11 protein-coding genes are annotated in these 16,487 nt (G+C 63.7%); 4 read left to right on the top strand and 7 right to left on the bottom strand.

Annotated elements, in window-relative coordinates; all coding sequences use genetic code 11:
* The first annotated feature begins 510 nt into the window (after positions 1-510).
* The 4 genes from DKW65_RS07030 (at position 511) to DKW65_RS07015 (ending at position 8,961) form a co-directional block, all read left to right on the top strand.
* Positions 511-3,783 (top strand): Ig-like domain-containing domain, encoded by a 3,273-nt coding sequence (locus DKW65_RS07030; RefSeq protein ID WP_162925754.1) that lies wholly within the window; start codon positions 511-513, stop codon positions 3,781-3,783.
* 19 nt (positions 3,784-3,802) lie between these two features.
* On the top strand, positions 3,803-4,687 hold the full coding sequence (locus tag DKW65_RS07025; RefSeq protein WP_245932420.1) for an OmpW/AlkL family protein: 885 nt from the start codon (positions 3,803-3,805) through the stop codon (positions 4,685-4,687).
* Positions 4,688-4,809: 122 nt separating this feature from the next.
* Positions 4,810-8,049, top strand: coding sequence for an Ig-like domain-containing domain (locus DKW65_RS07020; RefSeq protein WP_111656578.1), 3,240 nt, complete (start codon positions 4,810-4,812; stop codon positions 8,047-8,049).
* Positions 8,050-8,082: 33 nt separating this feature from the next.
* Positions 8,083-8,961: an OmpW/AlkL family protein gene (locus DKW65_RS07015; RefSeq protein ID WP_245932419.1), complete on the top strand. Its 879-nt coding sequence runs from the start codon at positions 8,083-8,085 to the stop codon at positions 8,959-8,961.
* Here the strand turns inward: DKW65_RS07015 and DKW65_RS07010 are convergent.
* The 7 genes from DKW65_RS07010 to DKW65_RS06980 all read right to left on the bottom strand — a co-directional run bounded on the left by DKW65_RS07010 (position 8,951) and on the right by DKW65_RS06980 (position 16,396).
* Positions 8,951-10,120 (bottom strand): multidrug effflux MFS transporter, encoded by a 1,170-nt coding sequence (locus DKW65_RS07010; protein WP_111656577.1) that lies wholly within the window; start codon positions 10,118-10,120, stop codon positions 8,951-8,953. The genes DKW65_RS07015 and DKW65_RS07010 overlap by 11 nt on opposite strands.
* A gap of 15 nt (positions 10,121-10,135) precedes the next feature.
* A complete protein-coding gene (locus DKW65_RS07005) occupies positions 10,136-11,332 on the bottom strand; it encodes an amino acid deaminase/aldolase (RefSeq protein ID WP_111656576.1) in 1,197 nt (398 codons plus the stop codon).
* The gene (locus DKW65_RS07000; RefSeq protein WP_111656575.1) at positions 11,332-12,819 is read right to left on the bottom strand and encodes an aldehyde dehydrogenase family protein; all 1,488 of its coding nucleotides are present in this window, start codon (positions 12,817-12,819) and stop codon (positions 11,332-11,334) included. Before DKW65_RS07000 ends, DKW65_RS07005 begins: the two co-directional genes overlap by 1 nt.
* Complete coding sequence (locus DKW65_RS06995; RefSeq protein WP_111656574.1) at positions 12,816-13,247, bottom strand: hypothetical protein; 432 nt, start codon at positions 13,245-13,247, stop codon at positions 12,816-12,818. The genes DKW65_RS07000 and DKW65_RS06995 overlap by 4 nt, the downstream gene beginning before the upstream one ends.
* Complete coding sequence (locus DKW65_RS06990) at positions 13,244-14,698, bottom strand: GMC family oxidoreductase N-terminal domain-containing protein (protein ID WP_111656573.1); 1,455 nt, start codon at positions 14,696-14,698, stop codon at positions 13,244-13,246. The genes DKW65_RS06995 and DKW65_RS06990 overlap by 4 nt, the downstream gene beginning before the upstream one ends.
* A gap of 76 nt (positions 14,699-14,774) precedes the next feature.
* Positions 14,775-15,794: a tetratricopeptide repeat protein gene (locus DKW65_RS06985; RefSeq protein ID WP_111656572.1), complete on the bottom strand. Its 1,020-nt coding sequence runs from the start codon at positions 15,792-15,794 to the stop codon at positions 14,775-14,777.
* A complete protein-coding gene (locus tag DKW65_RS06980; protein WP_111656571.1) occupies positions 15,758-16,396 on the bottom strand; it encodes a TetR family transcriptional regulator in 639 nt (212 codons plus the stop codon). Before DKW65_RS06980 ends, DKW65_RS06985 begins: the two co-directional genes overlap by 37 nt.
* Between the last annotated feature and the right edge of the window lie 91 nt (positions 16,397-16,487).

Here is a 16,487-nt window from a genome sequence, read left to right as displayed (position 1 = left end):
AATATCTCATGCTGTTTCTGGAGCTGTTCCTGGATAAGCCCATGGCCTGGAGGTCGCCATCAACGGCGGTACCGTCAAGGGTGAGGCATCTGAAAGAGCCTTGGGTGATCTGAAAGAACCTTGGGTGAGGGGCTCGGGCTGCCTACTCCGGGCATCTCTTTAATTTCGTATAATCTATATTATGTTAAATTGAAGATATGGCAGGAGAATGGCAGCCAGCCTCTCTGGCAGGCCTCGACCACATCCTCTAACGCTCAGTCCTCTTCTGGTCTGATTCTTCTGGCCTGACTCTGGTCTGATTCTGGCCTGAAGTTTGAGGCCTGAGCGCTCAAGTCCACCGCAACTGTGCCCAAATGTCCCGAACTCGCGCCAAACACGCCTGCGGGTAACGTGCTGTTACGCCAATACACCCAGCTTTACCACTCCACGCATTTCCAGCATAGAACCGGCCGGTCAGCCCGGATAAAGATTGAGGGGCGCTACAACAATAATGACGCCGGAGTACAGGACATGAGAACAACAAGCCCGTTGCGGGGCCTGGCGCTGGTCGCTGGTCTCGCGCTGATGGCGGCCTGTGAAGACAGCAGCCAGGTCTTTCAGCCCCCGGAAATCGGTAACGGTCTGATCTACACCTACCCCCTGGATGGCACTGTGGATATCCCGCTGGGCACGCGAACGCTGTTTGCGTTCTCCAGTCCTGTGGACGCCCAGGTGGCACTGGCCGGCTGCAGTGCTGGCAGCAATGGTGTGCCGGAAGGTGGTTTCTGCATCGTCGGGCCCGAAGGGCCGGTGGACATGGGCAATGCCGGGGTCGTCAACGACGGTCGTACCCTTGAGTTTCTGACCGATGATCTGCGTCCGGGCACGCGCTATCAGGTCTGGCTGCGTGAGAGCGCTGCACCGGGGGCGGTCAATCTGCCGCCACAGGATACCCCCCTGCTCTCTTTCCGTACCCGGCAATCGGCGCCCGTCCCCGGGGCGGCACCGGAGGTCATCGCCATCAACCAGGAGCGGCCGGAAGCGTTCATCGACGGCAGTGGTGTCGAGACCCGTTTTCCGTTTATGGATTTCACCGCCATTCGGGTGACCTTCTCCGAGCCACTGGAGCAGACGTCGGTCATTCCCGGGGAAACCTTCCAGTTCGTCAGGGTCAGCGAGGATGACCAGGGCAACGCCATCGATGAGCCGGTCGAGTTCAGCCTGCATTCAGAGCGTCATTACCTCTCATTGCAGCCGCTCGAAGACATGACCCCTGATGCACGGTATGAGCTGCGTTTCAGCGACGCGGTACGGGATCTTGGTCAGCAAGGCATGACGCCGGTGACCTATGTCTTTAACCCCATCAGCTCCAAGGCCGAACCGGGTGATGAGAATCCGCCGATCCGGCAGGTGCTGCAAACCTTCCCGGCACCGGGTGACAACGGCTTCCCGCAGGCGTCCCGGCTCAGTGACCTGACGCTGAACCAGTTTGATCTGGTCAATGACGTGCTCGGGGTAAACCGGGTCGAGGCGTTTCCGGATGCCCTGGAAGCCTTTCTGGCTGACCCACAGGCCTTTCCTGTCGAGACACCGATTGTCGGCCGTGGCGGCCAGAAGCTGCGGCTCACGGGCATCAATCCGGCTCGTCTTGGCGGCGAGGTGGATCTGAATCTGAACACCGGCAACATCACCGGCGTGTTCTTCAACAATATCACGGCCTATCTGTTGCCGAACCCGTACCGGCCGCCGCTGACCAATCCGGATGATGATCTGGCGCCGCTGATTGCCATCATGAACTTCGATATTTCCATGCAAGGCGAAGATCCGGCCGGCAATGCCACGTTCAACCAGAACATCATGCATGTGCAGGCACCCGGTGTGGTCACCATCACCGAGGGCACGCTGAATATCGAACTGTTCACTACCCTGCAGTTCGAGGTGCTCGGCGGAGCGTCCACCATCAATGCCGATTTTGCGCTGGGCGTGCGCAGCGATCTGGCGTTCGAGGTGGATACCAGCAATCCCGCCGGCCCCATGGTCACCGGCAGCTTCCCGGAAGACGGCGATGTCGGCGTGGAGACGCGCGAGAATATCCTGCTCACGCTCAGCGATACCCTGAGTGAACAAGGGCTCGACGAGATCATGCTGCTGGATATGGGCGCCGGGGGCACGACGGTGCCGATCAAGGTCAACCGGGATGGCACCACGCTGGTGGTCACGCCCCGCGAGGAGCTGCGTTCTGCCAGTCAGCATCAACTGATTCTGCCCCCTGCCCTCACCGATGCGCATCTGTTCAATCCGTTGCCCATCGAATTCAGCGCCAGCGATGCACTGGGTGGCGACGGTATCCTGAGCTTCACCACGGGCGATTATGCTCGCGATAACGGCCAACTGGTGCCGCCGATGCTGGTCAACGTCTATCCCGGCGTCGGCTGTGCACTGGTGGATGTCGGCACACAGCCGGGCAAGGCGGGCCGTTGCGTCAATGGTTTGCCCTCGGATACCCAATACGAAGCCTTCCTGTATGAAATCGGCACCATCATGGATGTCAATTTCAGCCAGCCCATGGATACCGACAGCATGCGCCCGGGCACCATCAATAGCGCGGGCACCGCCTGCGCCAGCGGCGTGATCTGTATTGGCGAGCAGGTGGACGGCAACTGGCAAAGCATCCCGCTGGCGCTGCATGCCGAGAATATGGCCGCGCAGCTGTTCCCGGAAACCGGGCGCATCGTTGAAGGCGGTCAGTATCGACTGGTGATCAACGGCAGCGGCGACACGTTCCGCAATCACCCGGATTTCGGCCATCTGGCGGTCAACACCGATCCGCTTGGCAGTGTCCGCATTCCCGGTGGCCCCAACATCGTTGCCGATTTCGAAGCCGTGGCGCCATCAAGCACCATCTTTGCCACCATCCGCACCCGGCCATTCACCGACACCAACGGCAACGGCTTTTTCGACAGCGGTGAATTCGAAGCGCTGGGTAATGGCGCGACGCTGGTGCTGGAAGATACGGGCGGGGTCATCACCGATGCCAGCTTCTCTGATCCCGAGCGCGACAAGATCTTCATCTCCGGCGCCTTGCCCGTGGGCTTCAAACCGATCGTACCGCTGGATCTCGCGGTCGATGACCTGGGCATGATCCCCGACGGCCCGAATCGCTGGTGCACGCCGCCAGATGCCGACGCCGATGGCCATTCCGTCTGCATCAATGCCGAGGGTGATTTCATGACGCCGGTGGACGTCGGGGCGCAGGTGGTGCTGGGCACCAGCCTGTCGCTGGACGCGACCGCCCTCGTCGTGCCGATCAATGGCCTGGAAACCGGCGGCGTCATCCTGCGTATCCGGCCACGTGAGGAAGGCCCGATCATCGGCTACGTGCTGAACGAAGTGGGTGAAGACAATCCGCAATTCCTGCTGCGTCTGGATGCCTACCTCGACGCGCCAGATCTGGAAATTCTCGGTGGCCTCGCGGCGTCGAACCTGCGCAGCACCGAGATCAGTTCCTATATCAAGGGGCCGATCAGCTTCCTTAATGACGGGCGCATCACGCTCGATTCCACCAACCTGACCACCATCCGTCAGACCCTGCAATTGTCCATCGCCGAACCGGGCACGGCGGGTCCACTGGACCCGATCTGTGGTTTGCCGATATTGGGGCCGATCGTCTGCGGCATCGTCGAGCCGGTACTGACCTTCGAGCTCGGCAACGTCGATCTGCGCATTGATCCGGGCAATTTCAATATCAAGGTGGTGAACCACCCCTCCCGCGCGCTGCGAATCGCCGCGCCGGAAGCCGAATGACAATAACGGGGACATGACGATGAACAAGAACAGGATGATGATCGTCCGCCTGATCGGTGCCGCACTGGCGGCGAGCCTGCTGGGCACACCCTCAGCCGCCCAGGCGGAGCGGGACTTTCGAAACCAGCGGCCCGAGTACCCCGGCACGAATCTGGTTCGCCGTATTTTCGGGGAAGACAGAATCTACTTCCGGGCCGGGGCGACTTACCTTTACCCGGACCTCAACACGCGCTCTATCGAGCTGAAAAATCTGTCGAATATCGCAGAGGTCGCCATCGAGCCCGGACCACAGGAAGGCGCGGCATTCAGTGATCCCCTGCTGTTGCCGGGGGCCATCATCGGCTACAAGCTGCCCTGGGGTGATGGCGGCTGGTCGATCGAAACCCTCGCTGCCCTGCCGCCGACGCTGACCCTCAAGATCAAGGGTGAAATCGCCGACGTCCCGCTGGCCGAGGAAGCACAAGGCATTCCCACCGGGGTGCCACCCCTGGGTTCGCGGGTGGCCGAAACCAAAGCCTTGCCACCCATCGTGACACTGGTGAAGCGGTTCCGCATGCACAGTGACTTCCGCCCCTACGCCGGGCTGGGGCTGACCTATCTGTATACCTACGACAGCAAGGTCACCAACCCCATCCTCACCGAGTTCGGGCGCCCCGATCTGGATATCGAGAACAAGTTCGGCTGGGTCGCCCAGGTGGGTCTGGACTACAAGATCTACAAGTACTGGTGGGCCAATATCGATGTGAAGTATGTCTCGGTACCCAAGGTCACTGCGACCATGGAGGGCACCTTCATCCGCGCGCCGGGATTGCCCCAGTTCCAGTTTGTGGAAGTAGGTGATGCGGAGTTCGTAGCCGACCTTAATAACATCGCCGTACACGTTGGCGTAGGCTTCACGTTCTGATACACGATACACAGATTTAGTTGCCCGTTCGGGTCACCGGGACCCGAACGGGCATCGCCCCCACCTCCCCCGCCCCCTAGCATCGTCCTCGTAAAACAACAAAAAGCTGCATCGAGGACTTCATGAATACCAACGCATTTCTCCGCGCTACGATCTTGTCCCTGTTTTCGTTGCTGCTACTGAGCGCCTGCGATAACAGCCCGACACCCTTTCAACCGCCTGAGATCGGCCATGGCCTGATCTACGCCTACCCGCTCGATCAGGCGGTAGATTTGCCCCAGGGCAGCAAGGTGCTGCTGGCCTTCTCCAACAACGTAGACCCGCAAGCACTGGAGCAGGGTTGCGGCACCCTCAACGGGTCACAGACGCCCGACGGCCCCTTCTGCATCGTCGGCCCCAACGGCCCGCTGGAGGTCAGCGAGCATGCCGTGATCGTTAACGACGGTCGCACCGTACAGGTGAATCTGCCGACGCTGGTGCCAGGCGGCGAGTATGCCGTGTGGGCGCGCGAGCCACTGGCCCCCGGCGCGGTCAACTTGCCCGATGAGGAACCGCTGCTGCGCTTTACCGTGCGCCAGCCCGATCCCCTCCCCGGCGTGCCCCCCGCCGTGCTGGCGATCAATCACGAATCACCGGCTCGCTACAGCGAAGCCCCGGAAACGCCGCCGGTGTTCACGTTCATGGATTTTTCTCCGGTCAGGCTCACCTTCACCGAACCCCTGGCACAGCAGAGCGTGCGCTACGGCGAGACGTTTTCTTTCGTGCATGTCGACAGTCAGGGCAACGCTTCCCTGGTGCCGGCCTCGGTGTATGCCGAGCGGCATTATGTGTCGGTACAGCCAAAGCAAGACCTGACCCCGGGCGAGCGCTATGAACTGCGTCTGACCAGTGACATCCAGGACCTCACCGGGCAGTCGATGGCGAGTGTGGCCTATGTGTTCAGCCCGCAGTCGTCGCGCCAACACCCCGATGACGCCAACCCGCCCATCCGTCAGGTGCTGCGCACCTTCCCGGCACCGGGCGATCCCGGCTTTCCGCAGGTGTCCCGGTTGACCGACATGAAGCTCAACGACTTCGAGCTGGTCAACGACCTGCTCGGCGCCGTGGAAGCCAGCACCTATCCTGACAGTCTGGAAGCCTGGCTTGCAGACCCGGTCATCTACCCGAACTACACGCCGATCCTGTCTCGCCACGGGCAAGGCCTGCGGCTCACCGGCATCAATCCGGCGCGCATTGGCGGTGAAATCAACACCGCACTGATGACCGGCGATATTCACGGGCATTTCTTTACCAACGTCACGGCCTATCTGCTGCGCAACCCGTTCCGTCCGCCGAATACCAATCCTGATGACGACCTGGCGCCACTGATGGCCGTGATGCACTTCGATGCCGCCATGACCGGCGGCGACCCGCTGGGCAATGCCACCTTCAACCAGAATGTCATGCACGTTCAGGCCCCGGGCGTGGTCGCGGTCTACGACGGCAGCCTCAATTTCGAAGTTTTCACCACGCTGCAACTGGAAGCCCTCGGCGGTGCGGCCCGGATCAATGCGGACTTTTCCCTGGGCATCCGCTCATCGATGGATTTTGTGGTGGATGAAACCAACCCGGCGCCGCCGGTGATTACCGGCAGCTATCCGCAGCTTGGCGACATCAACTTTCCGACCCGCGAGAACCTGCTGCTGACGTTCAGCGAAACGCTGGCGACGACGGCGCTGGATGAGATCATGCTGCTGGATATGGATGCCGGAGGCAGCGAAGTACCGATACGGGTCAACCACGATGGCGCTACGGTCACCATCACGCCACGGGGAGAATTGCGCGCCGGCGCGGCGCATCAGGTGGTATTGCCGCAGGGGCTGAGCGATGCGCATCTGTTCAATCCCCTCCCCGTCACACCACAGGCCAATGACGCGCTGGAAGGTCAGGGCGTGCTCGCGTTCCGGACCGCCGACTACAGCGGCACCGCCGTACCGCCGCTGCTGTCGGTCTTGCACCCCGGTGTGGGCTGCGCCCTCACCGATACCCAGGCGCAGCAGGGAAAATCCGGCCGCTGCACCGGCGGCCGCGCCAGCGACACGCTGTATGAACTGTTTCGCTACGAGATCGGCACGGCGATGAACCTGGTCTTCAGCCAGCCGATGAATGTGGATACCTTGCGGCTGGGCCAGTTGAGCAGCAACGGCACCCAATGTGAGAACGGCTCGGTGTGTCTGGGGGAGCAGGTGGATGGCCAGTGGCAATCCCTGACACCGGGCGTGCATGTGGAAGACCGGGCCATGCAGCTTTATCCCTCCCCGGATGCGTTGCAGCATGGCCAGCAGTACCGTCTGGTGGTCAACGGCAACACGGCGCCCTACTTCCGCAACCACAGCCGCTTTGGCAACCTGCGCCTGAATACCACACCGCTGGTGGGCATCGGCGGAAACGGAGCCCAGGGCGGCGGCAACATCGTCATCGACTTTGAGGCCATCGACCCGGTCAGCACGATCTTTGCCAGCGTGCGCACCATGCCCTACGCGGACACCAACGGGAACGGCACTCTGGACAACGGCGAGCAACCGCAGCTGCTCAACAGCGGTCGGCTTCAGGTCACCGGCACGGGCGGTCTGATTACCGCCGCCTCGCCGTCGGGGCAATGGGGGGATACCGCCTTTACCGCCGGCGGCCTGCCCGTCAGTTTCTTTCCGATTGAGCCGCTGGATCTGGGCGTGCCCGACCTGAACATGACGCAGGATGGCAGTGGTCGCTGGTGCACCCCGGAAGGCTACGAGGATGACGACGGCAACCCCGTCTGCATCGACACCGACGGCGGCTTCATGGCGCCGGTGGAGGTCGGCACGCCCGTGGTCCTGGGCACCGAACTGTCGTTGAGCGCCACCCTGCTTGGCCTGGTGCCGCTGAATATCGACACTGGCGCCCTGACATTGCGGGTACGCCCTCGTGAGGAGGGCCCCAAACTCGGCTACGTCATCAACCAGCCCGGCGAGTCGCAAGCAAAATTCCTGATACGGCTGGACGCCTACCTCGACGCCCCCGACCTGAACCTGCTCGGGCTGGGCAACCCCTCCAATCTGCACAGCCTGCCCATCAGTGCCTATGTCATGGGGCCCGTCGTCTTTCTCGAAGACGGCCGCCTGGCGCTCGAGGCCGAGAACCTGACGGCCATCCGGGCACGCCTGAATCTGGATCTTCGTGAAGCCAATATCTGCGGCATTCCCTTGCTCAATCTCTTGTGCGGGATTGGCAGTGCCCTGCTGGTCGGCCATGCCGACCTGATGATTGCCTCCGGCGATTTCCAGATTACCGTCGCCAATCATCCGTCCCGAGGCCTGCGCCTGGCGGCGCCCGGCAACGAATAACCCGCTACGAATAACAACCGGGATAACGACATCATGAAAATACGTACTGTATTGACCGCCAGGCTGCTGGCACCCTGCGTGCTTCTCACAGGCCTGCTGCTGGCCCCGCCCGCTCTGGCCATGGATCAGGACTACCGCCCGGCCCAGGTACCCGGTGGTAACCTGGTACGGCGGGTATTTGGCGACAACCGGCTCTATTTTCGCTTCGGGGCCAGCTACCTGGACCCGAATCTGAAAACGCGCTCCATTGAGCTGAAGAACCTGTCCAACATTGCCGAAGTGGCGGTGGAGCCGGGCCCCCAGGAGGGCGAGGCCTACGCAGATCCCCTGCTGCTCCCGGGGGCCATCATCGGCTATCGATTGCCATGGGGTTCAGGCTGGTCCCTGGAAACCCTGGTCGGATTGCCGCCGACGCTGGAGGTCAAACTGAAGGGAAAGATCGCTGATGAGCCTCTGGTCGAGGAGGCCCAGGGCATCCCCACCGGCGTGCCACCACTGGGCAACGATGCCGTGAAGACCAAGGCCATTCCGCCGATCATCACGGTGGTGAAACGCTTCCGCGAAGGCGAAATACTGCGCCCCTATCTGGGCCTGGGCGGCACCTATCTCTACACCTATGACACCCGCGTCAATAATCGCATCCTGACCGAAGTCGGCCACCCGGATGTGGACATTGAAAACCGCTTTGGCTGGGTGGCCCAGGCCGGGCTGGACATGCGCCTGTCACGCCAGTGGTGGGCAGCGCTGGATGTAAAGTACATCAATGTGCCGAACGTGAAGGGCACCATGCGGCGCACCTTTATTCGCGCTCCTGGCCTGCCGCAGTATGATTTTGTGGAAGTGGGTGACGCCGAATTCGTGGCCGACATGGAAGTGTTCGCCGTGCATCTGGGGCTTGGCTTTACTTTCTGAGCACGAAGAAGGCCGTGCAGGCGAGCAGGCTGCATACCGTCATGGTCAATGCCATCGGCAGCGCCGAGCTGGTGTGCAGCAGCGTCACCAGCGCCCCGGCCAACCCGGCCAGGGTAAATTGCAAGGCGCCATTCAATCCGGTGGCGGCCCCGGCATCGCGTTCGAACAGTGACAGGAAGCTGGCCAGTGCATTGGGAATGATCAGTGCCACCGCGCCCACGCCCAGCATGATCAGCGGCACGGCACGCGCCAGCGTCAGAGCCTGCAGCAGCGTCAGCGCGAGCAGCAGGGTCACGGCGGTCAACTGCAACAGCAGCCCGGCGCGCATCATTGCCGGGCTGTCGTAATGCCGCAGCAACAGGATATTCAGCCGGTTCAGGCCGATCATCACGACCACATTGGCACCGAACAGCACCGGGAAAACAGCGCTGGAGGCGCCGAAGTGCTCCATATAGAAAAATGCCGAATCCGTGATGAACACGAACATGGCCGCAAACGACAGCGCATTGGCCAGGATGAAGCCCATGGCCTGACGATGCCGCAGGACACGCCCGTAGGCAGCCAGAATGCCGCCAGGCGGGCGGGCCCCGGCGGGCCGCGTCGTCGGCAAGGCGGTATTCAGGACCACGACCATGGCCAGGGCATAAACGCAGAGCAACCAGAAGATGCCCTGCCAGTGCAAGGCGTGCAGGATCAGGGCGCCAAAGGCCGGGGCGGCCAGCGGTGCAACCAACATGACCAGGCCAATGGTGGTCAGCAGGCGCGCCGCCTCACGGCCAGTATGAAAATCCCGTACCGATGCGGCGGCGATGACCACCGTTGCACCGCCGCCCAGCGCTTGCACGGCACGAAACGCCAGCAGCGTCGGCATGGTTTCACTCAGGGCTACCCCCATGCTGGCCCCGGCAAACAGCAGCAAGCCCCCGGTCGCCACCGGCTTGCGTCCGAAACGGTCAGACAGCGGACCGCCCAGCAACTGCCCCAGCGCCGTGCCGAACAGATAGACACTGACCGACACTTCGATGCGTTCGACGCTCACGCGCAGGCTGTCGGCCATGGCCGGCAAGGCGGGCAGATACATGTCGATGGCCAGCGGGCCGACGGCAATCAGCATGCCCAGCACCAGGGCCAGGCGTGCGGTGGATGGCGGGGATAACATCAGCAGAGGATACTCTTAAATGAACTGCCAGCCGAGCCCCCGGTAAGTGTCCGCCCGGGCCTCCACCCTGCCCTCACGGATCAGTAACAGCGCATTGAAACGCTCGCACAGTTCCCCTGCCTTGGCATGCCGGAAGAATACCGGCGCGCCGATCTCCGGCAGCGTGTTGCCGCGCAGCGGCGTTTGCACCTCGCCAGCCCCTTCATTGGGCTCCAGCGCCAGCCCCTCGGGCAACACCGGTAACGGCGTCTTGGGCGGCATCGCCGAGCCAGAAGCGATATAGCCACCGCCCAGACAGGTGACATGCTCCGCGTCCGGCTGGCGCGCCACCTCCAGGGCAAACATGGCCGCCGGGGCGTAGCGATGCCGGGCATAGTGGTCAAAGAGCGTCGGTGCAAACAGGCCACTGCCCGCCGTCACCTCGGTCACCGACGGATCATGGCGCGTGGAGTCAAGGCTGCCCGTGCCGCCGCCATTGACCAGCACGAGCGGCGCGCCATCGTCACGCAGGGCCTGCACGACATCGGCACGGCGTTGCTGCAAACGGGGAATGGCACCGCGCTTCAGCCAGCGTATCACCCGGTTCTGCAACGCCTGCCCCGGCACGGCATCGCCGACGCCCGCAATCTGCGCCTCGTAGCCCATGACCCCTTCCAGGCGCAGGCAACCGCTGGCCTTGATGACACGGTGCACGGCCAGCGCCTGTTCGACCTCGCGTACCGGCGAACGGAACACGCCGAAATGAAGGCCGGGCAAGCGCCAGGACATGTCCACATCCAGACATACCGGCAACGTCACCTGCTCGGCGCGGGCCACCGCCGCCAGCGCCTCCACATGAGCCGGGCAATCGACCATCAGCAGGATGCGATGGCCGGCCCGCACGGCGGCACAGACCGCCCGGACATCCTCGGCCTGTACCGTCGGATAGGCCACCAGCAGATCGTCGAAGCCCTGCGCCGCGAGCGCGCAGGCTTCCCGCGCATGAAAGCACATCAGCCCCTGGCAGCGCGGGTCACTGTCCAGCGCATGCCGCAACAAGGTGGGGCAGCGCACCGACTTGGCGGCGATACGCAACGGCTTGTCCCCTGCCTGCTCCAGAATGGCACGCAGATTGATATCGAACAGCTCCATGTCCACCAGGGCAACCGGCAGGGTCTGTCCGGCGATGGCCTGCCGGTAATAGTCGTAGGCCGCTTGCGGGTCGCGGTGCATCACAGCCCCTCACGTGGCTTCTGCGCCACGCTTTCCAGCTTCAGACCCGCCCGGGCGAAACGCAGCAACGCCCCCGGACCCCGCCCGAAGAGCCCGTTGACCAGGTCGCCAAACAGCCGGTACTTGGTGCGCGTGTAGGGATACCAGTTGGCTTCCAGCTTGCCGCTCTGTTTGTCGATCAGCACCGCCTTGCTGCGCGTCATACCCAGCAACCCTTCGGCGCCCTTGACCCGACCGGAACCGGACTCTCCCACACCGCCGAACGGCAGCGCCGGATTACCCTCGGTCAGCATCACATTGTTGATCGACACCGCACCCACACGCAGCGCCCGGGCCACACGGCGGGCGCGCGCCAGGTCCTTGCTCCAGACACTGGCGCTGAGACCGAAGGGCGCACCATTGGCCAATCGGATAGCCTGCGCTTCGTCATCAAACGCCTCGACCACGATGACCGGGCCGAAGGTCTCCTCCTGCATCAGGCGCATATCCGCGGTCACGCCGGTCACCAGCGCCGGGCGTAACAGGCGGGTCTCGGGCACCCGGCCTCCACCATGAACCTCGGCCCCCTTCTGGCGGGCATCGTCCAGTTGTGCGGCCACAATGTCGCACTGGAAGTCGGTGGTCATGGCACCGATGTCCGCATCACCGGCATCCCCCTCGTTGACCACCAGCGTGTCCAGTGATGCACGCAAGGCGCTGACAAAGGTGTCATGAATGCTGCGCTGCACATAAAGCCGCTCCACCGAGGTGCAGGACTGGCCAGCATTGGTCAGGGCACCCCACAGGGCGCCCGCCACGGTGCGCTCGACATTGACATCATCGAACACCAGCATGGCGTCCTTGCCGCCCAGCTCCAGATCCACGGGAATCAGCAGCGGCGCCGCCTGGGCCAGGATACGCCGCCCCGTTGGCGCGCTGCCGGTAAAGCAGATGCGGTCCGGACGCTCGGCAATCAACGCCGCGGCGGTCTCCCCGTCACCCTGGGCGATCTGTACCGCGGCCGACAGCAGCGGCAAGCCGTCAAACAACGACTCGAAGACCCCGGCCAGCGGTGTGTGCTCCGACGGTTTGAGAATCACCGCGTTACCCGCCGCAAAGGCAGGCGCCAGCGCCGTGAGGGCAATATGGAACGGATAATTCCACGGCGTGATCACCAGCACTACGCCCCAGGGTTCGTGCCAGATGTGTGAGCTTTTCCCCATCAGGGCGATGGGTGTGGACACCTTCTGATCTGCCAGCACCTTGCGGGCAGCGCCGTGCAACCAGTGCAGGTAATCCAGACTGCCCATGATTTCTGACACCAGTGCATCGGTGCGCGTCTTGCCGGTCTCCGCCATGATGCGTTCGACCAGTGCCTCCTGGCGGTCACGAATACGGTCCTGCAGGCTGTCCAGCTCGGCCAGCCGTTCGGCCAGGGTACTGTTACGCAGCTTCTCGGCGGCGCGGCGGGCCTGATCCATCATCACGGGCGCGTTCGGGGTAGTCATGGTCGGGTGTTTCCTTTCGGTGGTTCACACTGCAGGGCAAAGTCCATGGCCTGGTGCACAGCAGAACGGCCGTCCGTCCCGTCTCTGTCCAGGCCAGCATAATAAGTATTCAGCACCAGTCCGCGCAGGCCGATGTCCAGCAGTCGCGCCGGGGCGCCAGGCATGCCGGGCAGGCGCCCCAGCAGGTTTGTCAGGATGAGGCCGCCTCGTAGCAGCGGCGCCGGGACAACACCGAGTATTTGCACCAGCAGCAGCAGCGCGTCGCGGTCAGCAGCGCGTGCCGCCCCCAGGGCACGACCGGCGTGGCGCGCCGCATCCACCTCGGCATAGGACGGCATGCCATCGCCGCCGGGCACCAGTGCATTGCCGAGGTGCGTCATGGCGCGATGCTGGCGCGGCGTCAGTGAAAAAGACGGCAGATCACTCATGCCGGAACATCCTCGCGCCGGGGCGCCGTCGAGCGCTGCGGGTCGGCCGCTGTGGTGGCAGGCAGACATTCGCCCAGCAACGCCTCGGCGGCCCGATGGGCCAGCGCCATGATAGTGAGTGACGGGTTGATACCCGGCGCCGACGGGAACAGGCTGCCATCCACCACATGCAGGCGCGGCAGGCCATGCAACGCGAATTCGGGGTTGACCACGCTGTGCCGACGCTGATGTCCCTGGGCGCAGCCGCCCATCAGGTGCAGACCGATCTGTACCGGCGACTGGATGACCTCGCGGGCGCCCGTGGCACGATAAATGTCATGGATGACCGCCAGCCCCTGCGCTGCCCGCTGACGCTCTGGCCGCCCGAGCGGCTTGTCCACCACCAGCCCGCGTTGCGGCCGGTAGCGTAACTGGCCAGGCGTCTGGTCCCGCACAGCCACCTCGATGCAGGCCAGATGGCGGTAATCCCGCATCCAGCGTTGATGACGGCGCCCTGCCCCGGGCAGCAGATACGCGGCGCCCACGGGCCCCATGAAGACGTTTTCCAGCTTGAATCCTGCCGCCCGGAAACGTGGCTCGTCGGACTTGATCGCCTGAAAACTGCCGCGATGGCTGTCTACCGGTTCGTCGTAACGTGCAAAGGTGACAAACTGCGGATGGCAGAAAAAGCCCTGCCCCAGCGCCGGCAACTGAGTGGCCAGCCCGGAATTGAACAGGATGCGCGGCGTGCCCAGCGCCCCGGCGGCGAGCACCACGTGGGCGCTGTGCCACTGCACCGCCTGGCCGCGCTGGTGCGCGTAAACCGTGACGCCGTGCTGACCATGCACCACACCGTCCACCGTGCAGTCCGTTTCAACCTGCAACCCACATTTTTCCGCACGCGGGATAAAGGTGACGGCCATACTCTGCTTGGCCCCGCGAGGGCACCCCCCCAGGCACCGCATGCAGTCATTGCCCGCATCACAGCCGGCCTGGCCGCGGCGCAACGCCGCCCGGCCGTAGCCCAGGCGATCAAAGCCTTCCGCATAGATGCGGGCATTGCCGTTCCAGCGCGTTTCGGGAATCGTTTCCAGGGACAGGCCGGATTCGACCGCCTGGTAATGGCGCGTCATGGCGTCGACGCTGAAGTCGCCCAGGCCACTGCGTTCGGCCCAGTCATCCAGGGCCACGGCGTCAAAACGGTCCAGCAGCGCCTGGTTGACCACGGTGCCGCCCCCCAGGACGCGCCCGCGCAACATCACCACCGAGGCATCACGGGTCGGCTCAGCGCCGCCGTGCCACATCAGTGAGGCACTGGCATCCAGCTCATTGTCCGGGTAGTCGTGGCTCTGCCAGCGGCGCCCTGCCTCCAGCAGCAGCACCCGCTTGCCTGCCGCGGTCAGGTACCAGGCGAGTACGCCGCCGCCGGCGCCAGACCCGACAATGATGTAATCGTATCGGAGAGGCTTCATTTGTTGCACTATAGTACAAGATTAGAGTCCTGACCAGCCCACCACGGTCACCGTGTGAGCCCTGTTCACCTTGAGATCAGTGCGATGTGTCTGCGCGCCAGCGACGATAGGCGTCTGACGCCACCAGCGCGGCATACACCGGGTGCTCTGCCATGGCAGACCAGTCGATCTGGGTGCCAAAGCGTGTGTACATCTCATCAAATACCGACAGGGCCGCCTCGTACTCGCCGGTACGTACCCGGCACTCGGCCAGCACCGGGTACAGGCCGGGATAATCCGGCCAGCGCTGCTGCGCCGGGGTGGCCCGCGCCAGGGCGTCCGGGCAGTTGTCCCGTGCCAGCGCCGCCTGGGCGCCCAGCATCACCAGTGCCGGGTCCTCACCCAGACGCGACTGCAAGGCCGTATGCACCCGATCGAAACGGCGCCAGTCGCGCGCGAGCGCCGCCGCATCAAGTTGCCACAGTGCCGGGGTGGTGTCCCCCTCCAGGGCATCCAGCCGGGCCAGCGCCGCGTCGTAGCAGCCCGCACTGGCACAGGACATCAGCAGCAAGCGTGCCGCCGCACTGTCCTGCTGCGCCGCCGATAACGACCGCCATGCCGCCAGCGGATCCGTTGCCAGCTGATCGAGGAAACGCCGTCCACGGCGGTCTTCGGCCCGCTTCGCCATGCTCGCCACCAGTTCCGCCAGCGAGGCCCCCAGCACGTTGTCCTGCCAGCCGCGCAACACCAGACGCTCCCCCGCTTCCCCGGTGAGCGTCAGCCACCCCAGTCCTTCCGGGCTGAGGTCCAGCCGGACATGCACCTGATCGGCGTGTTGGTAAACCCGGGCGGTGTGGAATCGCTGGCTGGCAAGTTGCTGCTGGATCCGGCGGATGATCGCTGCGGCGTTGTCGTCCAGCCCGGCGTCGCGGGCCAGCGCCGCGCTGTCCACCGCCGCCAGCAAGGTGGCCAGGTCACCCTCATCAAGCAACTGGCGTACCTGCGCGGCAAACCCGGCCGGTGACGCTGGATCAGCGACCAGCGGTGTGGCAGCGAGCGTCAGGGCCAGCCCCAGCGCTCTCAGGACGCCGCAGCGAGATTGGTTGCCGATGACCAATTCAGCATCCCCAGAACCACTACACGCATCTGCTGTGCCGTACGTTGGCGCAGCGCCTTCATGGCATCCGGATGATGCCGCAGGGCGAGCATGTCCTGCGAGGTGGTGAGCACGGCGCGCACCAGCAGATCGGCCACCATGAAGCGCTCGGCATCATTCAGGTGCCGGGCAAAGCCGATACGCTCCAGATCGTCCGCCAGGTCGTAGCCAAAGCGCACGGTATGCATGCGCAGCGCCTTGCGCAGTGTGGCACTGCCGCCGGTAATCTCGCGGCCGAAGAAGAGAAATTCCTGGGCATGGTCCAGGACGAAATCAAAGAAGACATCCACCGAAGAAATCAGCAAGGTCTCCATGCTGACCGACTCATGCCGCACGGCGCGCATCTGTGAGCGCAGTGCTGGCAGCGCTTCTTCGACAATGGCGAGGCCCAGATCATCCATGGTCTGGAAATGCCGATAGAACGCGGTCGGCACTACACCGGCGGTACGGGTCACTTCACGCAAGCTGAGACTACTGAAGGAGCGGCCATTGGCCACCATTTCGAGGGCGGCACTGATCAGTGCCGCACGGGTACGCTGTTTCTGTTCTGCTCTGACGCCCATGGGGCCTGTCCTCCGGGAGGGCAGCCGTCATGGGGGGAGCGCTTCCCTGCGGCCGCCTGATTGTTATTCGTGTTCACTGAATACGCTGCTT

This window comes from Isoalcanivorax indicus, from assembly GCF_003259185.1.
Classification (GTDB): domain Bacteria; phylum Pseudomonadota; class Gammaproteobacteria; order Pseudomonadales; family Alcanivoracaceae; genus Isoalcanivorax; species Isoalcanivorax indicus.
Note: the sequence above shows the minus strand (reverse complement) of the source record. Positions and strands in the feature narration are given on the sequence as shown.